Annotated in this window: 17 protein-coding genes; 2 read left to right on the top strand and 15 right to left on the bottom strand. The window is 67.8% G+C overall.

What is annotated here, in order from left to right:
• Positions 1-257: 257 nt before the first annotated feature.
• The 4 genes from dprA to Pla175_RS02520 form a co-directional block, all read right to left on the bottom strand.
• On the bottom strand, positions 258-1,364 hold the full coding sequence (gene dprA, locus Pla175_RS02505; protein WP_145281023.1) for a DNA-processing protein DprA: 1,107 nt from the start codon (positions 1,362-1,364) through the stop codon (positions 258-260).
• Between the two features lie 80 nt (positions 1,365-1,444).
• Positions 1,445-2,086: a response regulator transcription factor gene (locus Pla175_RS02510; protein ID WP_145281026.1), complete on the bottom strand. Its 642-nt coding sequence runs from the start codon at positions 2,084-2,086 to the stop codon at positions 1,445-1,447.
• Positions 2,087-2,554: 468 nt separating this feature from the next.
• On the bottom strand, positions 2,555-3,673 hold the full coding sequence (gene aroB / locus Pla175_RS02515) for a 3-dehydroquinate synthase (protein ID WP_145281028.1): 1,119 nt from the start codon (positions 3,671-3,673) through the stop codon (positions 2,555-2,557).
• The gene (locus Pla175_RS02520; RefSeq protein WP_145281030.1) at positions 3,670-3,891 is read right to left on the bottom strand and encodes a hypothetical protein; all 222 of its coding nucleotides are present in this window, start codon (positions 3,889-3,891) and stop codon (positions 3,670-3,672) included. The genes aroB and Pla175_RS02520 overlap by 4 nt, the downstream gene beginning before the upstream one ends.
• A gap of 87 nt (positions 3,892-3,978) precedes the next feature.
• On the opposite strand from Pla175_RS02520, the gene Pla175_RS02525 reads away from it, so the two are divergent.
• Positions 3,979-4,479, top strand: coding sequence for a DUF1499 domain-containing protein (locus Pla175_RS02525; protein ID WP_145281031.1), 501 nt, complete (start codon positions 3,979-3,981; stop codon positions 4,477-4,479).
• 180 nt (positions 4,480-4,659) lie between these two features.
• Here Pla175_RS02525 and Pla175_RS02530 read toward each other — a convergent pair whose 3' ends face one another.
• Positions 4,660-5,331, bottom strand: a complete 672-nt coding sequence (locus tag Pla175_RS02530) for an endonuclease III domain-containing protein (protein WP_145281033.1) — start codon at positions 5,329-5,331, stop codon at positions 4,660-4,662.
• 214 nt (positions 5,332-5,545) lie between these two features.
• Between Pla175_RS02530 and Pla175_RS02535 the strand changes: the two genes are divergently transcribed.
• A complete protein-coding gene (locus Pla175_RS02535) occupies positions 5,546-6,103 on the top strand; it encodes a DUF2617 family protein (RefSeq protein ID WP_145281036.1) in 558 nt (185 codons plus the stop codon).
• 43 nt (positions 6,104-6,146) lie between these two features.
• Here Pla175_RS02535 and Pla175_RS02540 read toward each other — a convergent pair whose 3' ends face one another.
• The 10 genes from Pla175_RS02540 to Pla175_RS02585 form a co-directional block, all read right to left on the bottom strand.
• On the bottom strand, positions 6,147-7,973 hold the full coding sequence (locus Pla175_RS02540; RefSeq protein ID WP_145281038.1) for a tetratricopeptide repeat protein: 1,827 nt from the start codon (positions 7,971-7,973) through the stop codon (positions 6,147-6,149).
• 48 nt (positions 7,974-8,021) lie between these two features.
• A complete protein-coding gene (locus Pla175_RS02545; protein WP_145281040.1) occupies positions 8,022-8,462 on the bottom strand; it encodes a response regulator in 441 nt (146 codons plus the stop codon).
• 110 nt (positions 8,463-8,572) lie between these two features.
• Positions 8,573-9,838 (bottom strand): serine hydroxymethyltransferase, encoded by a 1,266-nt coding sequence (locus Pla175_RS02550; RefSeq protein WP_145281042.1) that lies wholly within the window; start codon positions 9,836-9,838, stop codon positions 8,573-8,575.
• A 237-nt stretch (positions 9,839-10,075) separates the two neighbouring features.
• Positions 10,076-11,407 carry a hypothetical protein gene (locus Pla175_RS02555; protein WP_145281044.1) on the bottom strand — a complete coding sequence of 444 codons (1,332 nt, stop codon included), beginning with the start codon at positions 11,405-11,407 and terminating at the stop codon, positions 10,076-10,078.
• Positions 11,404-11,664 (bottom strand): hypothetical protein, encoded by a 261-nt coding sequence (locus Pla175_RS02560; protein ID WP_145281046.1) that lies wholly within the window; start codon positions 11,662-11,664, stop codon positions 11,404-11,406. Before Pla175_RS02560 ends, Pla175_RS02555 begins: the two co-directional genes overlap by 4 nt.
• A 352-nt stretch (positions 11,665-12,016) precedes the next feature.
• Entirely contained in the window at positions 12,017-15,076 is a 3,060-nt protein-coding gene (locus tag Pla175_RS02565; RefSeq protein WP_145281048.1) for an AsmA family protein, read from the bottom strand.
• 235 nt (positions 15,077-15,311) lie between these two features.
• Positions 15,312-17,561 (bottom strand): biotin/lipoyl-binding protein, encoded by a 2,250-nt coding sequence (locus Pla175_RS02570; protein WP_145281050.1) that lies wholly within the window; start codon positions 17,559-17,561, stop codon positions 15,312-15,314.
• 72 nt (positions 17,562-17,633) lie between these two features.
• Positions 17,634-18,011 carry a four helix bundle protein gene (locus Pla175_RS02575; protein ID WP_145281052.1) on the bottom strand — a complete coding sequence of 126 codons (378 nt, stop codon included), beginning with the start codon at positions 18,009-18,011 and terminating at the stop codon, positions 17,634-17,636.
• Between the two features lie 109 nt (positions 18,012-18,120).
• Positions 18,121-19,092, bottom strand: a complete 972-nt coding sequence (locus Pla175_RS02580) for an HlyD family secretion protein (RefSeq protein WP_197527222.1) — start codon at positions 19,090-19,092, stop codon at positions 18,121-18,123.
• A 270-nt stretch (positions 19,093-19,362) separates the two neighbouring features.
• Positions 19,363-21,480, bottom strand: a complete 2,118-nt coding sequence (locus Pla175_RS02585) for an HlyD family efflux transporter periplasmic adaptor subunit (protein ID WP_145281056.1) — start codon at positions 21,478-21,480, stop codon at positions 19,363-19,365.
• Between the last annotated feature and the right edge of the window lie 385 nt (positions 21,481-21,865).

The raw sequence follows: 21,865 nt of genomic DNA on the forward strand, positions 1-21,865 counted from the left end.
TTATCCAGCAAGGGCTTGCAGATTAGTTAGTGGGTTAACTGTTGTTGGCCGTCTCGCCCCGCAGGGCTTCGACAGACTGTCAAATCTGCATATTCTTGCAAGTCGCCGCGGCCCAAACGTCGCGAAACTATACGCACGTGCTCGATTTTGAGGCGCTCGCCGTGTGCGACCTCCGCCGCGGGCAATCGCTAGTACGCACGACGCCCCCCAGTGATTCGCTGGTTCGGGCAAAAACTTGCCAAAAAAACCGGCAGAAGCTAGCTCCGCGCCACAAAGGCGCCGCTGTGCCGGCGGACGATCCCACGCATTTCTAGGCCGCTGAGCGTAGAAAGCACGGCCGCGGCGCCCAGCCCGGAACGCTCGACAATCGTGTCGATCGCTGTCGGCGCCGTGCTGACCAAACCCCAGACGGCCCGCTCGGTGTCGTTCAGCTCGGGGGTCGGGGCCGACTGAGGGGCCGGTGCCGCGGATTGCCGCAGGCTGCTGGCGCTATCGATCTCTTCCAGGATGTCGTCCACCGAGGCCACCAGCTTGGCGCCGTCCTGGATCAACCGATGGCAGCCGGCCGACAGCGGGCTATCGATGGGGCCCGGCACCGCGAACACGTCGCGTCCCTGCTCCGCCGCGTGGGTGGTGGTGATCAGCGCGCCCGAACGCTGGGCGGCCTCAACCACCACGACGCCCAGCGACAGCCCGCTGATGACCCGGTTTCGCTGGGGGAACGCCCCGCTGATCGGGGGCCGATTGGGGGGCGCCTCACTCATCAGCCAGCCCTGGGCAGCGACCCGGTCAGCGAGCCCCGCGTGTTCGGGCGGGTAGAGCCGCAACAGCCCGCCGCCCAGCACCGCGATGGTCCGCCCCCCGGCCTCTAGAGCGCCCCGGTGGGCCGCGCCGTCGATCCCTCGCGCCAGTCCGCTGACCACAACCACCCCCGCACGGGCCAGCTCGCGGGCCAGGGTTTCTGCCTGACGCAGCCCGTAGCGGGTGGCGTGCCGCGAGCCGACGATCGCGACCGCTAAGCGGTCGTCTGGCAGCGGGTCGCCGCGGACGAAGAGGACGCCCGGGGGGTCGCAGATCGACCGGAGGGGCTCGGGGTAGTGGGGGTCGTCGAGCGCCAGCGGGACGACCCCCGCCTCGGCGGCCGCCGAGAGCTCTGCTTCGACATCGATCCCCCGCGCCGCGGCCAACGCCTCGGCCAGCTTGGGGCCGATGCCCGACGTCGAGGTAAGCACGCTAACGGGCTGCCGCACGACGTCGTTGGCGGACCCGAAGCGCGCGATCAGGTTGGCGCGCAGACGCGGACCGACCCCGGGCGTGAGCGCCAAACGCACTTCGGCGATTAGTTGTTCGCTGTAGCGGCCCACGCCGGCGCCCCCAGGGCAGATGCCATGAGGACAGAGTAATCAGCCGCTTAGCTTGACACTAACCAAAAACCTGCCGCGGCCTACGCATCGCCCCGGGCTTCAAACACGAAGCGCACGAGCTGCGCCAGGTTGCCGGCGTGCATCTTCTTCATGATCTTCGAGCGCCGCAGCTCCACGGTCCGCAGCCCGATGCTGAACTGCTGGGCGATTTGCTTGTTTGGCATCCCCTCCAGCAGCGAGTCGAGAACGTCGTTCTCGGCACGCGTGAGGCTCGCCAGCCGGCGTTTGAGCTCCTTGGCGGAGTTCTCTTCCCCCGCCCGCCGTTCGGCCAGGGCGATGGCGCGGTCGAGCACCGACTCCAGTTCTTCGGCGGGGCACGGCACCACGAGCACGTCGTCGGCGCCTGCGCGGAGCAGATTCACCGCGTCACGGGCGCTGATGTCCTCGGAGGCCACGACGATCGCGGCGTTCGCGTAGGCGTTGCGGATATCGCTCAGCACCGATTGGTTCAGCACCTGCGCCACGGGCGACGCAACAATCACGCACTGTCCTCCTTGGGAGGAGAGGTGACCGTTGAGGCGGGCGATCTGGCCGCGCCAATCCTCGATGTTCGAGAACCGGCTCCAGTCGGATTCGCGGCCATGTGCGGACTCGGTTACCCGGTGGGCGTCACTGCTGCTCAGTTCGAGCAGACCCACCGAGCCAGTTAAAACGGGGTTCATCAAGCGCCTCTCTGTTCCGGGAGTTTGACCAGCCGCCTGGCCTATGCATCCCCCACCTTTCTCACGATAGGCAGGTAGCCGCAACCGACCACAAGTATGCACTAACTGGCTTGCGCTAAATGCGCAGGAAATTCATTGTTTTACGCATCCCAAGGGACGCGGAAGCAGCCCATTCTTGCGGTTTCTATTTAGGCGCCGGCCCGATCTGCTGTCTGCTGGCGCCGCACAGCACCCGGCTTCGAGCCGGTGGAAAACTTCTAAGCATTAAGGGGAGGGATGGACTGTTGCGCCACGGGGAGTAGCGGCCCTTAACTTAGTGAAACGCGGAACGCCGCAGGCTTTCTACAGCCGGCGCCGATTTTGTCGCACATTTCTTGCTCTGCGGATTCGCTTGGCCGCCCCGTCTGGGCTGTCGCCTATTTTGCGGGACTGTTCTACGGGGCAGGCCCTCACTGACTCTTGCTCGATTCACAAACCCTGAGCGGCCCGGGTGGAGGGGCCGATCGCTGTCAGGATCGCTTCGGACGGGGTGTCTGCAAACAGACCGACATCGCCAAACGTGCGGGCCAGCACCAAGCGGAGCTGGCCCCCTTCAACTTTCTTGTCCCTCCACATCAACTCTAGCAGCTCCTCTGGATCGAGGTCGACCGGCGTGGTCGTTGGGAGCCCAATTGTTTCAAGCAGCGCGCTTTGGCGTTGCGTGAAGCCGCACGGCGCGGCGCCGATGGCCTCCGACAAGCGGGCTGCACACGTCATGCCAATGGCCACCGCCTCGCCGTGCAGCAGCCGCGTGTAGCCGGTAGCGGCTTCCAAGGCGTGGCCGAACGTGTGACCGTAGTTCAGCACCGCACGCCGGCCGGAGGTCTCTGTCTCGTCGGCCTCGACCACGTCTGCCTTGAGCCGGCAGCAGCGCTTGACCACGTGACGCAGCACCTCGGGCAGGCGGGCGTTGATGCCCTCGACGTTCGCTTCGAGGTAGGCGAAAAACTCGGCGTCGAGGATCACGCCGTACTTGACCACCTCGGCCATACCGGCGCGGTATTCGCGCTCCGGGAGGGTAGCGAGCAGATCGACATCCACCAGCACGCCGGCCGGCTGCCAGAAGGCGCCGACCATGTTTTTTCCGCCCGGCAGGTTGATGCCGACCTTGCCCCCAACGCTGCTGTCCACCTGCGCCAAGAGCGTGGTCGGCGCCTGAAAAAAGGGCAGCCCCCGCATGAAAGTCGCCGCCACAAAGCCCGCCAGGTCGCCCACCACCCCGCCGCCGATGGCCAGCACCACGCTCTTGCGGTCGACCCCTTCCTCCAGCATCCGGCTCCAGAGCTCGAACGCCATGTCGGCGCACTTGCTCGGCTCGCCGGCGTCTATCTCCAGCAGCAGCACCTCCAGCCCCTGGTCGGTCAGGCGGTCGGAGAGGGCGTCGGCGTGCAGGCCGGCCACGTTGGAGTCGGTCACCACCACCACGTGCTCGGTGGGCCTGCGGGCCTCGATGAAGCCGGCCAGCGACGCGCTGTTGCCGGAGCCGATCTCGATGTCGTAAGACCGCTCGCCCAGGTCGACGCGGATCAGGTCGGTGGTGTCGCTCACGGCATCCTCTCTAGGTCGCGGACGCTCACCTCGATCCGCCGTTGGAACCCGGTGTGGGTCCTGACATAACTGAGCCGCTCTACCCCCCTGGCGTCTGCGTGCAGGGCCGCGGCGATCCGCGCCCGATCCGCTTGCGGCACGTGCGCCAGATCGGCGGGCCACTGGGTGAGGGTTTCCATCACCAACGCCTCGCGGTACGGGTCGAACTTGTCCGGCATGAATGGTGCGGGGGGGAGTGGTTTCTGCGGCCAATGGCGGCCCGCATTCGTGCCGTGCTATCGTGACCCACGCATCGGAAAAGGGCAATGGCTTCAAAAAGGCGCATCATGATCTACGCGATCGGCATCCCGCTGGCGGCGGTCGCCCTGGCGGCGTTGATCCTGGCCACGCACATCGAGGATTGGAGCCGCGACCTCACCACCAACCGGGCCGCCGCTACCCCAGACGCCCGCGACCCACGGCTCAGGCCGCTCGAGCTAGAAGCGGGTCCGCGCGTGCTGCTCGCCCGGATCGACCGGTTGATCGCCGAGAGCAGCGCCTGGCGCGAGCCCGAGGCCCCCAAGCCGCTGCCGGCCGACTCTCCGCTGCCGGCGTTGTGGACCGGCGAGGTCGTGGAGACGCGTCACCTGGTTCACGTGTCGGGGCTGATGCGCTACCGAGACGACGTGTGGGTGGCGATCGAGCCGGCCCCAGAGGGGCGCTGGCGCGTGTGGGCCGAGAGCCGGTCGCGGATCGGCAAGGGCGACCTGGGACAGAACCCACGCAACCTCCGCGAGCTGCTCTCGGCGCTGGGTGACGCGGGTTAACCACAGAGATGGACAGAGGCCACTCGCCAAGACGCAAACAACTCTCGCAGAGGCGCGGAGGGAACAACAAGAACAACCAGTGACCAAGCCTCAATAGACAAGCCGAGCTAGCGGATGTCTGTTGGACATCGCGGCTTGGTCATCGGTCATGCTTTCTTTTCTCCCTCCGTCTCAGTGTTCTCAGTGGCTCTGTGGTTCATCATCGTGGGAACCGGCGCCCGGCAGCATGCACTCCAGCGGGCAGCCCGCGCAGCGGGGCGTGGGGCGGCAGTGCTCAACGCCGACCTTCACGATCAGCGCGTGCAGCTCGCCCAGCAGGGGGGCGTCGGCCGGCAGCCGCGACTCGAACCACTGCTGCACCGCGGCGTAGGGGGCCTTGGCGTCGAGCCACCCGTGCCGCCCCGCCACGCGCCGGGCGTACGCGTCTACGACAAACCGCGGCGCCCCCGCGCCGTAGTTCATGATGCAGTCGGCCGTCTCGGGCCCGATGCCGTGCACGCCCAGCAGGCTGGCCCGCAGCGTCTGGGGGTCGTCGGCGAACATCGCGTCCAGCGAGCCTCCGTAGCGGTCGACGATGAACTGCGCCACGCACTGCAGGCGCCGCGCCTTGACCCGGTGGGGCCCGGCGACGCGGATCAACTGGGCCAGCTCCTCTTGCGGCGCCCGCGCCAGGGGCCCCGGCTCCAGCAGCCCCGCGGCCTGAAGCTGCGTGATGGCGCGCTCAACGTTCCGCCACGCGGTGTGCTGCACCAGCACGGCGCCCACGATCATCTCCATCGGCGTCTGGGCGGGCCACCAGTGCTGCGGGCCGTAGGCCTCAAGCAGCCGGCGGTAGGCTTGGTCGATCGGCATGCGTCAAGTGGTGGTTGGCGTCGGGCGCTGTGTGCGCGGCGTTGTCAAGCGGGAATCACGCAAAGAAACTTTGCTGCGCGAATCACGCTTTGAGGCTTTCGTCATCGGCAGTTATAATCGCTGATGTGCGACGCGCCCGTCGCCAAGCGTTTACGAACCAACCCTGCCACGGCGCGTCGCGCCGCGTCTGGGCGATGCATACGGAGGCCTGACCGTGCTATCGGTCCGTCCCAAGATCGCGGAGCTTACCGTCCAACTCTTTGGCCGGTCGATCCACCCCGAGCTGTTCCAGGTCTACGCTAGCAAGAGCTACCAGCGGAGCCGCTACGACGCCACGGTGCAGGTAACCAGCGCCGGGCACGTCGTGATCTGGCGCCACCAGGGCCTGGTGCTGACCGAGGTGGCCGCGGCCGCCAACCACCCGCTGCCGCAACGCCGCCGGCTGATGGCCCACCGCGCGCTCGGCGAGCGCGCCGACCGGGTCGAGCTGCGTGGCGGGGGCGTTTACGAGGTCAAGTTCGCGATGGAGCCCGTGGAAGTGGGGCTGTTCAACTTCTACCAGAACGAGCTGGCCCGCTGCGGCAAGGCCGAGGGGGGGATCGCCGAAGGGGTGTTCCACCAGTTCGACAAGAGCGAGCGCTTCGGCCTGGGGGCGCTGAGCTACATGCACGTGGAGTGCCGCGACCGCACCTTCAAGGTGCAAACCCTGCACACCTTCCCCGACGACTGCGCGCTGCTGAAGTGCGAAACCGTGTTCCGGCTCCCGAAGTAGTACCGCGTAGGCCTGCCGTCGGCGGCTGACGCCGACGGCTCGCCTACTTGGTGGGCGTGTGTTGTTCGGCCAGTTTCTGCTCGAACTCTTCGAGCTGGCGCCGCATGACCTGCAGGTGGGGCATCTTGTCGACCGCCAGACGCTGGGCGTCGACCGCCTGCTGGACGTCGCCGACCGCGAAGTAGCAGCGCCCCAGCGTGTCGAGGTAGCCGGCGTTGCCGGGGCTGAGCTGCAGCGACCGCTGCGAGTACCGCAACGCCTTGCCGTAGTCCCCCTCGGTGTTCGCCACGAGCCACGCCCATTGGTTGTAGGGGGTCGGGTCGAGGGGGTCTTCTTCGATCATCAACTGCATCGAACGCGCCAGCCGCTCGATCCGGTCGATCACCCGATCGCGTTGGGCGTCCTCGTCGCCCGCCGCCCGGTGCATGGCGATCAGCACGTCTGCGTTGGTGGGGTCGAAGCCCCAGCTCTGCTCGTAGAAGTCGCGCGCCTGCTTGGCGTCCCCCTCGGCCTGCGCCGCCAGGCCGCGGAAGAACGCCTCGGTCGCCCGAAGGGTGTTGACCTTGGGGATCACCCTCCAGCGGTCGGCGAGCTGGCCGTACGTGCGGCTCGACTCCGGGGTGGCGTCGATCCGCGACAGCAGCGCGGCGATCACCTCGGCCGATTCTGCTTCTTGGCCGTTGTCGTGCAGCGAATCGGCGAGCCAGCTAGCCGCGCACACACTCGAGAGGTTCAGCGCCGCATCGTCGCCCGTCGCCGCGTAGTACTCGCGTTGGGCCCACTCGGGCCGGCCGCGCGTCTCGAGCCACTGCGCCACCACCACGCCGCCGTCGATCTCGGGGGAATCCTCGTTTAGCCGGGCGTCGCGGTCGGTCGCTGGCGTGTCGTAGGCCTCGTCGGCCAGCCGCTGGGCCTGTTCTTGCTGGCCCTGCAGCATCGCGAGGTCGGCCAGCAGGTACCGCGAGCGCTTGGAGGTGAGCGTGTCCTTGTGCCGTTCGACCAACGCCTGAACCACCCCCCACCGCTCTGCCTTGCCGCTCCACCCGAGCACCCGTTCTAGGTAGCCTTCTTTCTGATCTTCCGTAGAGCCGACGAGCGCTTCGGCGGTCTCGAGCACCGCGTCGCGCGGGGCGTCGGCGTCGAGCTCGAGCCGCAGCAGGTTCCAACGCAGCACGCCGGCGCCGGGCGAGCCTCGCCCCGGGTCCTGGGCCGCCATCCGCTGCGACTGGCCGGCGACCGCCTCGCGCCACGGGGCGATCGCGTCTTCGGGCGACTCGACCTGCGCCGCCAGCAGCTCGCACCAACGCCCGGAGGCGCGCTGGCTGGGGCCTGCCAGCCGGTTGACGCGCTCGATCACGGCCGGCAAGACCGCGCGCAGGGCCGCTTCCTCGGCGATGGCGACCTGTTCTATCAGCAGCAGGCCCGCGGTCTCGCTCACGTCCGGCGACGTGTCAAAGCGGGCGATCCGCACCAACGCCGAGGCCGATTCGCCGGCCGGCATCGCGGCCAGCGCCGCCACGGCCGCCAGGCGCCCCTGTTCCGACTGCTGGGCGTACTCCGACATCACCTGACGCACCGAGGGGGAGTCGTCCCACCGCGCCCAGCGGGGCGCCAACCGGTCGAGCAGCCGCCGGCTCGCCGCGGCGACCTCGGGGTCGGGGCTCTCGGCCGAGGCGAGCAGCGGCTCCACCGCCGGCAGCCCCAACGCTTCGAGCTCGATCGCCGCCCCCTGCCGCTCTACGTAGACCGGGCTCGCGAGCTGCGCGATCAGCCCTTCGGCCTGCTGGGCGCGGGCCGCCGGGTCGGCGTCCGCCGCCGCGGCCCACGAAGCGCACCAAAACGCGAGCAGCACAGTACAGATCAAGATCACGTTCGCGCGTCCTCTTTGGCTGATTGCTGAAAGCTGACCGCTACCCGCTCAAACCCCGTCGCGCTTCTCCATCTCTTCGATGTAGCGACGCAGACGCTCTACCTCGTCCGTCACCGCGCTGAGCCGCAGCATGTTCTCGACGCGTTTGAGCAGCTCGATCTTGTTGACCGGCTTGGAGAGGAAGTCGTCGGCGCCCGCCTCCACGGCGCGCTCGATGTCTCCCAGCTCGTTCAGCGCCGTGACCATCAGCACCATCACGCTGGGGAGCTCGCCGGAACCCTTGAGCTGCTTGCACACCTCAAACCCGCTGAGCCGCGGCATCATCACGTCCAACAGCACCAGGTTGGGCTTGAACTCGGCGGCCTTGTCGAGCGTCTGCTGCCCGTCCATGGCGATCTCGACGTCGATGTCGAGCCCCGACAGGTAGGCCTCCATCAGCTCGACGTTGGTCTCGTTGTCGTCGGCGATCAGTACGCGGTGCTTGGGCATCGGGACTCTCAAAGGGTAGGGTGCACGCAGTGCACCATGCGTCGCGATGGAGTGAGTTATTCAGGGGCTTGGTGCACTGCGTGCACCCTACTACCCGGCGTCTTGGCGGTTCAAACCGTCGTCATTTCTTGGTTCAGAGCGGCGGCCGGGACAGGGAAGTCCGCGCACAGCGTTTTTACTTCGCCGCGGATCTTGGCGTGGCGGGCCTCGTCTTCGGGGTTGGCCAGCGCGTCCAGCATCCAGGCGCCGATGGTGCGCATCTCGGCTTGGCCCATGCCGCGGGTGGTCAGCGCCGGGGTGCCGATGCGGATGCCGGAGGGGTCCATCGGCTTGCGCTGGTCGTACGGGATCATGTTCATGTTCACCGTGACGCCGCAGCGGTCGAGGGCCGTCTCGGCGGTCTTGCCGCCGATCCCCAGCGGGGTGACGTCGACCAGCATCAGGTGGTTCTCCGTGCCGCCGCTCACCAGCCGCAGGCCGCCGGCCATCAGCGTCTCGGCGAGCGCCTGGGCGTTGTCGATCACCTGCTGGGCGTACTTCTTGAAGCTAGGCTTGAGGGCCTCGCCGAAGCAGACCGCCTTGCCGGCGATCACGTGCATCAGCGGGCCCCCCTGGATCCCGGGGAAGACGCGGCTGTTGAGCACCTTGGCGTACTCCTTCCGCGCCAGGATCACCCCGCCGCGTGGGCCGCGCAGCGTCTTGTGGGTGGTGCTGGTCACCACGTCGGCCACCTCGACCGGGTTGTCGTGCAGCCCGGCGGCCACCAGGCCGGCGTAGTGGGCCATGTCCACCATCAGCTTGGCGCCCACTTCGTCCGCGATCTCGCGGAACGGGGCGTGCTTGATCTCGCGCGGGTAGGCGCTGGCGCCGGCGATGATGAGCTTCGGCTTGTGCTCGCGGGCCAGCTTGGCGACCTGGTCGAAGTCGATGCGGTGCGCATCCTTGGTGACGCCGTAGCCGACGAAGTTGTACAGCATGCCGCTGATGTTCAGCTTCATGCCGTGCGTCAGGTGCCCGCCGTGCGCCAGGTCGAGCCCCAGCACGGTGTCGCCCGGCTCCAGCAGCCCCAGGTAGACCGCGGTGTTGGCCTGCGAGCCGGAGTGGGGCTGCACGTTGGCGAACTCTGCGCCAAAGAGCTGCTTCACGCGGTCGCGGGCCAGGTCTTCCACCACGTCGACAAACTCGCAGCCGCCGTAGTAGCGCCGGCCGGGGTAGCCCTCGGCGTATTTGTTGGTCAGCACGCTGCCGGCGGCCTGCATCACCGCGGGGCTGGTGTAGTTCTCGCTGGCGATCATCTCCAGCCCGTCTTGCTGGCGCTCGATTTCCGAGTCGATCGCCGCCCACACGTCCGGGTCGTTCTGCTCAATAAAGTTCATGCAACTCGCGTCCCAAGAGAAAACCCAACCACAGATCCAATAGCCGACGGGCTCCGCCCCGTCGACGCGCTTGGCCGGCCACCGACGGGGCGGAGCCCGTCGGCTATCGCTCACCCAGTTGGCGCCGCGCCAAGCGTTTCGCTGCCCCTCCAGCATCCCCGAACCCCTAGCGGGGTGTCAATCGGCGCGGAGCGTGGCGACCCGAGGGTTTGGCACGTGCGGGCCTAGGGTCGGCCGCTACTGGGCTGTGCGTTTCACGCGTTGGACGATCACCCGCAGCTCTCCCTGATTCTCTGCGACCGCCGCGGGAGAGTCGTTCACCCGCAGGTAGAGGGTCCCCGAATGCAGCGGGACCAGTTCTGCTTCGGGCCCAACGCCCACGGGCCGGAGCAGGCTCCCCTCGAACCAAGCCGACCCCCCCTCGCCCCCGGCGCTCTCCCGCTGGTCGATCGCCGCTAGCAGCATCCCCAGCGGTCGGCCGGCGAAGTACTCCAGCGTCACCCCCCCCGCCTCGCAGGGCCAGGGCGTACCCTCGGCGTCTCGGTGCACCACAAACCGGCCGCTGGCCGAGAGCCGCACCGGCCGGCCCGCCTCGACGGCCACGCCCGTCGATTGCCAGCCCCGGTCCGCGGCGACCGTCACTTCGGCCGGTTCTTCCGCAAGCGGCCTACCGGGTCGGAAGTCGATCGCTTCGGGCGCCACTTGGTAACCGTAATCCAGCCGCGAAACAAACAGCCGCCACTCGAGCGCTAGATCGCTCCAGTCGTCCGCAAAAGCTGCTCGGAACCCGTCGTCGAAGTCCTCACGCAGGACTTCTTTCGGCAGGTCGCGGAAGCGTGGCTGGTAGCGGGGGTGGGAGTCGAGCAGCTTGGCCAGAGACCAGACCCAGGCGTAGGAGTCGGGGCCGAGCACCTGGCGGTTATCGATCTTCATCACCGCGGGGACCGACAGCGCCTTGCCCGCCGCGAACGCGTCGCGGACCGACTTGACCCGCCCCCAGTACGCAGAAGCCCCGCGGGAAGCCGGCATGACCCCCAGTTCTAGCCTCCCCGAGCCGGGGTCCCAGGCGTGCGTCCCCAGCAGCTCCGCCATAGCCTCCATGTACCAGCCGGGGCCGCAGCCCCCCAGCACGGTGGCCATGTAGCTGTGGGTGGCCTCGTGCAAAACCAGGTGCCGGCGGTAGTAGTCGGTCGACTGCTCGGCGACCCAGGCCTCGTAGCCCAGCGACAGGCCGTTGAGGAAGTCGCCCCCCCGGTCGGGCATCAGGCCGAGGGCCTCGAGCGGCTGGCGGTCGCGCACCAGGTACATCCGCAGCCGCCAGTCGGCGGGGGCCTGCTCGCCGGTGTGAGCGAAGTAGCGATCCCAAGCCGGCATCGCTGCTTCGACGACGCTGGGCAGCTCGTCGATCGCGGGGGAGGGGGGCAGGTCCGTCACTAGTTCCAGCCGCGGACCGGACACGACACGTAAACCAGCGGCGGCGAGGCGATCGGCGTCGAGCGGCGGCGGGGGTGGCCACTCGGCAAAGGCGCTTCGCGTCAACAGGAGCAGCAATAAGACGGTGCGCGTCACCCGACGGTCACTGCCTGTTGACTGAACCGTTCCGCGATGCCCACGCAGCCCGGAAAACGCTCAGCGATGTCATCCAGCGTCGCTGCAAAGTTTTCTGTCTGATCGGTCGGCTCGGCGATCATCTTAGGTAGCAACTCTGCTGCATCGAACAGATCTCCCAACTCCTTGGAGCCGGACTCGTAGGCGATCCATCGGGCGCGAATGAAGATTTCGTGTAATGCCTGCAGCGCAGCCTGCTCTTTGCCTGGGCCAATCATGGATCGCCTCCAAAGTCCAAGTAAACTTGTTCGATCGGAACGCCGCGGACCCCACGAACGACATGAATTGGCGGGAGCGGGGAAGGATTCTGCAATGCGGCGGTCTCGATCTCTCTCCATCGTAGTTCCTGCGTCGCCGTACGACACGCAATCGACAGTTGATTCGGCGAACGAAGGTTCTTCAATTCTATGTCTGCCTCGAACAGGAAAACATAGTCAACGTCGAAGAATCTCGCTCGGATTGTCCGATCGCCGGCCAGCCAGGCAGCCTTTGCTCGACGTACGCCGTCAGTGATTTCGTAGAGCAGGCCGAAGGGCATTCTCTAATTCTAAACTCGGCGGTAGGCGCCCGCTACTTCGACCGGAACAGCTTCTCCAGCGCCTTGCCCACCTCGTTCTCGATCGCCTGCCCCGCCGCGCCCCGCACCGTGTCGCGGGTGAGCGACTCGAACGCGCGGCGGTCGACCCGCGGCTTGTCGAACGTGCCGGTGACCGGGAGCTGGAGGTTCTGGCCCCGCAGCCCCACCAGCAGCGGCTTGCCCTCGACCCAGCGGTCTTGGATCGGGATGGTGAGCGTCAGCGCCAAGGTTTCGTCGAGGCCGACCGAGCCTTCGGTGTTCACCAGCACGTCTCCCACCTCGAACTGCATGCCGCGGTGGTAGACGCGGCCCTCGGCCACGCGGAACTCGATCACGCGGTCGCGGACCGACAGCAGCGTCGGCGCCGGCTTGTTCAGCGCGGCCAGCGGGTCCTGGTTCTTGGCGAGCGCCTCGACCTGCCGGGCGGTAGAGACCCAGTCGCCCACCATCGGCCCGGGCATCACGGTGACGCCGTGGATGGCGAGCTGGCCGGTCACGGAGAGTTTCTTCGGGTCGTCCAGCGGAAGCGTGAGGCCGTCGGTGCGCATCGAGAAGGCGCCGTCCGTTTGCGTTGCCCCTTGCAGCGCGGGGGCGATGTACTTCAGCAGCTTCTCACTCACCTCGGGGGTGATCCGCACGCCCGAGAAGAGGTCGCCCGCCGGGAGCGACAGCTCCATCGGCGCGGGTTGCAGCCGCAACGTGGGCTGGGTGGTGAACTTTCCTTCACCCACGGCCACGTTCAGCGGGTCGCACCGCAACGCGCCTCCGGCGATGACGCCTTGGATGGCGCCCGGGCCGACCGGCAGCCCGTACAGGCTGGCCGAGTCCCAGGGCGCCTGGAACCGGCCTGAGAGGTCGGCGCCCGCGCCGGCCAGCTCGAAGCGGGCCTGCTTGCGGCCCACCAGCTCGATCCCCGGGCCCAGCCGGGCCGCGATCAGCGGCGAGAGGTTCGCCAGGTCGTAGTCTACCGAGCCGCGCAGCTCGATCTGCGTATCGGCCAGCGATCCGCTGAGCGTGCCGGCCAGCGACCGCGACTCGACACGCATGTCTGAAACGTCTATCCGGCCCGACTGGGGCGTGTAGCCCACCGCGCCGCGGAGGCGGACCTCGGGTTCCGACCACACGACCGCTCCCGCGCGGCTGCGATCGATCAGGCTGACCGATTGGCCGGTGAGGTCGACGTCGGCGGCCAGGCGGTCGCCTTGCTGACGCAGCATCAGCCGCCCCACCACTTGGCCCTGCGGCTCGAGGCCGCCCGCGGTCGAACGCCACGCGGCCATGCGCGCCAGGTCGGCCCGGATTGCTAGCTCTCCCTCGGCCGGTTGCTGGCCGGTGGGATCGAACCGCAGCCGGCGGGCGCGGTACGCCACGGCGCTGGTCACGAGCTGGCTTTCTTGCGATTCGATCAGCCCCGTGGAGAAGTCCCAGCCCAGGTCGCCTTGCAGCAGCAGCTTGGGCTCCGCCACGCGGACGCCGGGGACCGCCAGGTCGAACCCGTCCACGTTGGCGTCGATCTTGGAGAAGCGGGCGCCCCCGGGGGTCAGCGTCCCGGCGAAGGTGGCGCTGCCGGCGCCCGCGAGCCGCGTTTGCCCGAGGTCGAAGAACTGCGCCAGGTGTTCCGCCAGGCGGTCGAGGTCGAACCGGGCGTCCCCCTCCATCGACTGGGTGGCGGCGCCGCGGGCGTCGATCGTTAGGAAGTCGGCGTCGCAGCGCACGCCGTCGATGGCGACCCCCTGGGCCGACTGCGTCAGCGCAAAATGCGCCTGCACGGGGTGGTCCCAGGTGATCTCGCGATCGCCGGCGTGGGCGTGCAGGTCTTCGGTCTGCAGCGTGCCGGTGAGGGTGCGGCCGCCGCTGATCGGCTTGGCCGCGAGCGAGAGCCGCAACTGGCCCGCCTCGAGCCGGGTGCCGGCCCGCATCGGCAGCAGGCTGGGCGCCTGCTCGGCGAGCGCGGCCAGGTCGACGCTCGCCCGCACGTCGGCCTGGGTGGCGGTCGTCAGGTCGCGGAGCTGGCTGGGCGAGAGCGACCCGGAAGACTCGATCGTGGCCGCAGGGGTCCGCAGCCAGAGCTGCTGCACCACCAACCGCCCCCCCGCTGCGCGGGCGTTCCACGGGAGCTCGACCGAGAGCACACGCACCGGCGCGGGGCCGAGCCCCGCGGCCGAAGCCTGCAGGCGGTCGATCCGCAGCGAGCCGCGGGTCGCGAAGCCGTCGCGGACCGCGGCGTCTGCCAGGCGCCCGGAGAGGTCGTTGACCATCAACTGCCCGCTGCCGCTCAGGACGCCGTCCAGCCGGATGGTGCGGTCGAAGCGCCGCAGCCAGGGGGCCAGCGAGGCGAGCTGCATGTTTTGCGCGCTGAGGCTCACCTCGGCGCCGCCGGTTTCGCTTGGACCGGTGGTGACCGACAGCGCGCCGTCGGGGAGCGGGCGGGCCTGCAGGGCGATCTTGGGGGGCTGCGAGTTGAGGTCGATCGTGGCGCCCACCGCGTCCCACTGCCACACGGCGCCCGTTTCGGCGTCTAGCACTTGCAGGCCGCCGCCGATGATCTCGATGGTGGGCTTGCGCGCCGCCGTCGCCGAGGGGGGCGGGGCGAGCCCGTCCGCGGGCGACTGGGCCACGGGAGGCGGATCGGCCTGCGGGCCGACCAGGGCCAGCAGGTCTTCGAGGTTGCTGCCGTCGGGCCGGACGACCGCCATCAGCCGCGGGCCCTCGAGGCGGATAGCTCCCAGCGGCCGCTTGGAGACCAACAGGTCCCACACCGAGAGGTCGATCGCCACCGCGTCGGCCGAGGCGAGCAGTTGGTCCTGGGGGTCGAACACCTCGACCCCCTTGAGCACCACCGGCGAGGTCCAGCCCAGCTCTGCGCTACGCGCCGCCACGCGGCCGGCGCCGGCTGGCAGCACGCGGGCCAGCAGCGCGTCCTTGAGCGGCGTCAGCCCCACCAGGGTGGGCGCCAGCACTACCAGCACCACGACCAACACCAGGCCGATCACCAGCCGACGGCGCAGCCGCCCGCCGCGTGGTTTGTCTGCATTGGCCCGCCATCCGCGCATAGAGTGCTCCTCGTGCGCGCGGATTCTAACGTGCGCGGCGGGGGGCACCTATTGCAGTTTGGCGGAGGCATGAAGTCTCTCGCAGAGGCGCGGAGACGCAGAGCGGAACAAGAGCAGACAGAAAGGCGCGATTGACCCATCAACGCAGGGCGACCGCCTTGCGCGGACGGATCACTGGTATTGATGATTCACCCTCTGCGCCTCCGCGCCTCTGCGAGAGACCTTCCAGGCGCGATCAATCGAAATTGAACGTCTGCCAGAAGTACCGCGTGAGGCGTTCCCACAGGGTGCGCGGCGCGGTGTGGATCTTGGCCTGGCCTACCAGGCCGACGCGGAGCATGCCGGCCGGGCCGAGGTCGCCGCGCAGCGGCGCCTCGGCGAAGAAGTGGGGCTCCAGCGGCCGGGGGACCCCCGACTCGTCCGCCTGGGTGGCGAGCTTGCCCCCCGACAGGCTGCTGAGCCGCGGCGGCGTCTGCTCCATCGCTTCGCTCGCCTTGCGGGTGATCTTGCTGCGGTAGACCACGTCGGTTGATTGGTCGAGCATGATCTCCACCGACTGGCCGATCAGCACCAGCTCGTTGTCGCTCTGGTTGATCGCGATCCGCGCCTCCAGCTTGGTGGGGTCGCCCACCTGGCAGAACGCGGCGCCCTGCTGCAGCACGGCGCCGGCGTTCTCGGCGTCGAACGGCGTGCCGATCCACGAGCCGAGCCCACGCGGGTCCTGGCCGCGGGCGTCCTTGATGGTCGGCGGGATCACCGTGCCGGCGATCGGCGCCTTGAGCACCAACCGCGCGGCGTCTTCAAGCTGCCCGGCCAGTTGCTCGCGCGCGGCGGCCAGCTGCTCGTTCACCTGGTTGATGCGGCTCGCGGCGCGGGGGTCGCCGAAGCTCATCGCTTCGAGCCCCTCGATCTGCGTCACCGCGGCGTCGACCTGCGCTTCCAGCTTGCCGATCTCTAGCTCGAGGTCGATGTTCCGCAGCCGCGCCAGCGGCTGGCCCGCCGCCACCCGGTCGCCCGGCTTCACCAGCAGCGCTTGCAGCACGCCCGGCGACGAGACGTACACGGTCTCCGCGTCGTCCAGCGCCACCTCGACGGGGCAGAACACGGCCGACGGGATCGGCGCCAGCAGCACGCCCGCGATTGCCGCGGCGATCACCAGGGCCGAGACCACCATTCTCCAACGTTTCACTTTGTTCAGCCTTCCGGGGACCTTGAGGAACTTCCACAGTTTCACCAGCGGCTGCCCGACCAGCCCCCACGCCGCGCTCAACGCGATCAATTGTCCGATCGGCTTGAGCCCGTACGGCTCGAACACCTGGTTCAAGAAGTACAGGATCGACAGCACCACCACCCAGCGATAGACGGCAGACGCCACCGTGTACAGGGCGAACAGCCCCTGGTGCTTCTTGGGCAGGAACGGGTCGTCCTGGGGCTCGAGGCCCAGGCAGAGCTGCCCCAATTTTCGAGACAGGATGCTGCTGGCCTTCTGCCGCAGGTTGGGGATCTCTAGCAGGTCGCTGAGGATGTAGTAGCCGTCGTACCGCAGCAGCGGGTTGGCGTTGAACATGATCGTGCTGACGGAGCTGACGAACATCACGTTCAGGCAGATGTTGTTCAGCAGCGTCGTGGGGTCGCTGAACCACCAGATGAACGTGCAGACCGAGGCCAGCACCACCTCAACGTACATGCCCGCCGCGCCGATCGCGGCGCGGTGCCAGCGGTTGGGCAGCATCCAACTGTCGCTCACGTTGCAGTACAGGCAGGGCGTGAGCACCAGGAACATCACCCCCATCTCGTGGCACTCGCCGCCGAAGTGCTTGCAACTGAGCCCGTGGCCGAACTCGTGCAGCACCTTCGTGGTCCCCAGCACGCAGGCCAGCAGCAGCCAGTTCTGCACGGAGAAGAAGGTGTGGAAGTCGGGCAGGCGGGACTGGAAGGTGTCTAGCTGCACCAGGATCAGCGTGCCGGCAGCCGCCACCAGCATCAGGCACAGCACCAGCGCCGGGGTGGAGAAGAACCACCGCACCGGCGGCAGGCCGTAGAGGAAGTTGAGCAACCGCTCGGGGTCGAACCCCTTGAAGCGGACCGAGAGGATATTGGCGACCATCGCCATCCGCTCTTTGTTCTTCCGCTCGTCGTGCCGCGTCTTGAGCTGCAGGCCCTGCCCGCCGGCGTCGGTCAGCACCAGCCCGCTGCGGTGCAGCATGCCGATGAACTGCTGCAGCTCCTCGGTGCGGATGGTCTGCGGCGGGAACTCGGCCTCAAACCGATCGGCGATCTCTTCGAGACTGGACTCGCCATCGAGCATCTGCAGGATGGCGAACTCTTCTTCCTCGAAGCGGAAGTACTGCAGCGCCACGGGGTCCTTCACCACCCAGTAAACGCGCCCCTGATAACGGTTCCGCTTCGCCTCAAGATCAGGACGCACCCGTATCGGCAGCGCGCGGCTGGTGGAGGAGACGAGGCTGGAAGCGAGCGTGGCCATAGGGTCGGGGGAGGCGCGGCTACGCCGCGGGGGCTGGGGGCAGCGCGGCTTTGCCGCGGGGGCTGGGGGACGCTAGGGGGCGAGGTTTCGTTTTAGGGCCGTCGCTAGGGCACGTAGCTGTTTTCCTAGTCCTGCGAGGTCGCTGAGCAGCGTTTGTGAGTTGTCCCTGCAGAGATACTTCAGCTCCTCTGCGATCAAGACTTGGGTTTCAACTTCCGCCAGAGAGCCAAGTGCGTACGAGACGTGATGAAGGTATTCCTTCGTCGATTGTCGGGCGTGTCCCTCAGCGATGTTAGAAGGGATCGACGTAGCGGCCCGACGTAGTTGGCTGACCAACCCGAAGCGTTCGTCGTCGGGGAATATTCTGGTCAGTTCGTAAACGCGGAGCGTCACCCGCATCCCCGACTTCCAAACCTCAAGGTCCTGGTAGCTGCGTATCGGGTCTGACATGCACCAAAGCCTCAGTTAGCGTCAACTGCGCCCATCGCTCATCGGCCCTAGTTTGACGCCGACTCCCGCTTGCGCGTCCCCCAGCCCCCGCGGCGCAGCCGCGCTGCCCCTAGCCCCCAGTCCCCCGCGGCGCAGCCGCGCTGCTGATGCCGCCGGTGCCTAAGTGAATGGTCATCTTCGCCGGCAGCCTCGAGAGGATCAGCCAGCGGCCGTCTTCTTGGCGGTTGGCGATCTCGGCACGCACCAGGTAGCGCGAGCCCTTGCCGTCGGTGCCGGCGATGGGGTCGATGTTCACGATCCGGCCCGCGGTGGGGATGGTGCGGCCCGGGCCTACGTTGACCTCAACGGTCACCTCGCAGCCGTCGATCTGCGACGGCGAGTAGTCGTCCAGGCGGACGTAGCCGTCTACCTGCAGGGTGTCGAGCTTGATCACGCGGACGATGGGGTCCCCGGGCGACACCCACTCGTTCTGATGCCGCAGCACCTCCAGCACCACGCCGTCGAACGGGGCGAAGATGGTCCGCTTGTCTACGGCGATCTGCGCCAGCTCCAGCTCGGCCTTCTTGACCCAGTACTCGTGCCCGGCCAGCGTGCGGTCGTGCTGCGCCTTCTCGATCGCCAGCTCCGACCGCTTGACGTTCAGTTCCGCGGTGCGGACCTCGTCGTTCGTGACCGCTTGCAGGTCTTTGTTCGCGTTCCGGATCTCCTTCAGGGCCGACTTGGCGTGTTCAAGCTGCGCCCGGGCGAACCGTTCTTCGATGTCGTCCTTCCAGCGCTGCAGGGCGCTTTCTACCGCGTACTTGGCGGCGTTGCGTTGGGCCTCGACCTCACGGGCGTCGACCCGCGCGATCACGTCCTCCGAGCGGATCACCGACCCTTGCTTCACCGCCAGGTGCGTCAGCACGCCGGCGTCGCTGGCGGGGATGCGGATGTCTTCGACCAGCCCGATGATGCACCGCTCGATCACCGGGTCGCCGGCCGGCCCGGCGGCGGCAGGGGGGGCGTCGGCCGGCAACTGGAACTGCTGCGCAAGGGCAGGCGCCGCCAACGTGATCAGACCAATCAGCAATAGGGGCTTCATCGACAACCGCCGGTTGAGGGAAACTCGCGACGCAGTTAACCACAGAGTCATAGAGAGCACGGAGACGGACGTTGGCCACGAAAAGGCACAAAAAGGCACAAAGGCAAAATGACCAAGGACTAAGCCTCAATGACTAATTTCAAGAGACGGTGGTTGAATCTTTGGTCATTAGAAATTGGCTATTTGCAGGCGCTTTCTTTGTGCTTTTTCGCGCCTTTTCGTGGCAATCCTCCGTCGTTTTCTCCGTGGCTCAGTGGTTAACCCGTCCGTCTAAAACCAGAACAGGATGTTTGACTGCACAAAGTAGATCAGGTCGTGGAAGTAGCAGTACAGGATCGACTGTTGGCCGCAGTGCACCTTGGCGCGGACCCCTTCGCCCACCTTGGGCTCGCCGACCTTGCTGAACAACGCTTGCTTGTCGAAGTCGATGACCAGGCGGACCGTGTTGCCTTCCTCGCCCCGCGGCTCGGCGGTCTGGCCGATCTCGATCACGCGGCCCGTGAATGTTTCTTCGGGGTGCGAACGGGCGTGGAAGGTCACTTCGAGACCCCCACTGGGCCCCCCAGGGGAGCCTTCGTCTGGACCCTTCTCGCCGGCCGCCTGCCAGGCGGATCGGATGTGGCCCATCCGTTTGTCGGGCATGTTCACCTCGACGCGCCAGGGGCCCGTCGGGTCGGCGATCTCCATCAGCTCGTCGCCGGTGTTCACCGGCCGGCCCGCCAGCACGTCCTCTACCTTGTACGTGATCACCCGGCCCGCGATCGGGCTGGTGATGGTGAGCATGGTCTGCTTCTCTCGGAGCAGGTTGCGTCGCTGCTCCAGCGAGGAAAGCTGCCGCTGGATCTGCGAGATCCGCGACTGACGCTCGTCGATGTCGGCCCGGTCGAGCCCCGCGCGGTCGGAGAGCTCGAAGTTGAGCGATTCGATCTGCGCCTCGGCCGTGCTGATCTCTCCCAGCACGCCGGTCAGCTCGTTGGCGAGCTCGATGTTCCGCAGCACGGCCACCGTTTGGCCGGCCGTGACCACGTCGTCGTCGTGCACCTTGACGTCGGTCACGACGCCGCCGACCTGGGCGAACACCTTCCGCGACAGGTCGGGCAGGAACTCGCCGTCCGCCTGAACGGTGAAGTCTTTGTGCACAAACACGCCGGCCAGCGTGAGCCCCGTGAGCAGCGTCAGCACCGCCACGGTTTTCGGCAGCCGGCTGCCGCGGATGAACCAGGTGGCTTTGCCGAGGGTCTTCCACAACGGCATCAAGAACAGGCTCTCGTGCTCGAGCGCGTTGGCGATCGCCGTGGTGCCGTGGCTGCGGACCACGGCCACCCGTTGGCGGAAGCCCTCGGGCTCCTGGCTGTCGACCATCTGCTCAACGATGAGCGCGCCGTACACCTTGGGGGGTTTGCGTCGCTGGCCCGGCTCGGGGGGGGCGTCCTCGTCCTCGGCCTCCAGCAGCGGCAGGATGGCCATCCCCTTGGTGTGCGACTCGTCGACGTAGGCGTCGAGCGCCTTCTCTACCTGCGGCGCCAGGTTCGAGGCGTCGCCGGAGTACCACACGTCTTCGCCGGTGCGGGCCACGGCGCGGGCGGCGCGGGTGAGCAGCGTCGCTACGTTCGACCGCTTGTCGAAGGCGTCCTGCCCGCTGATGGCCTCCATCGTCATGCGGGAGCCCTTCTGCACGGCGACCGAGACGCGGTCGCAGCCAATCAGCCGGCGTCCCTCGTTGGCGATGGTGAAGGCGGTCTCTTTGACGTCTAGCTTGCCGTGGGCGGTGCGGGTGAACGACTCGAGCTGCTCCCACAGGCTCTGCTTCTGGGCCAGGTGGCTGAGGCGGCGGGCCCGCAGGTAGTCGCCGGCGAGGTCGCAGGTTTGCAGCAAGAACTTCAGGTAGCCCTGCTGCACGCTGTGGCGGGTGTCGGGCCGCTGGAAGACCTCGACGACGCCCTGGACCCCCTGGTCGTTGTGGACGGGCGCCAGCACCAGCAGGAAGTCGGTGGGGTTGGCCGCGGCGTTCTCGTCGTCGGTGTCGATGCCGCCGGTGGCGCCGGAGTGGGGCGCCACCAGGGCGCCCTCGCCGGTGGTGAGCGTGCGGGTGAGCAGCCGGCCGTGCTGGGCCTGGCCGATGGGGTTTTCCGCCAAACCGGTGCGTCGCAGGTCGATCTGGTAGGCGAGCTGCAGGACGCCGGTGTCGGACAGGGTCCAGACGGCGCCGCCGATCGCGGCCAGCGCGGCGACCACTTTATTGAGGAATTCGTCGTAAAAACGCTCCGGCGCAGCGTCGCTGCGGGCCAGATCGGCGATCTGGCCGACGATGCCGCGGATCTCCGCCTTGGCGCGGCGGACCGCGTCGTCGTCGGGGCGGGGGGCGTCTGTATATTCGGTGGTGCTCACGGTCATTGCAGTTTATCGCAATCTGGCGATCGGGCAGACGCCATTCTGGCGGGATGCGGAACAGTCTGAATTTGACGTTTGTTTGCCTTGCGCAAGGGGCGCTATCTGGACGCTGCCCGCCAAAGCGGCCTATACTTGCCGAGAATATCGTTTGGCCGCATTGGCCGCTCGTTTTTACCCGTCGTGCGGCCAGTCACCCCCCGTGTGGCCGGTCGCCCCGGTGGGCCAGCCTAAAATGTTGTTGGGCCGGCCCACGGTCGGTCCGGTTGGGTTGACTCCCGAACGGCGGCCGACCGGCAGCGTTACTCGTGTTGTCGATTTATCGGACCCACGGCGGGTCGTCGTGTGCCGGGTTTGTCCAGCGGACAACCCTGCCAAGCCGTCC

The organism is Pirellulimonas nuda (genome assembly GCF_007750855.1).
GTDB classification, from domain to species: Bacteria; Planctomycetota; Planctomycetia; order Pirellulales; family Lacipirellulaceae; genus Pirellulimonas; species Pirellulimonas nuda.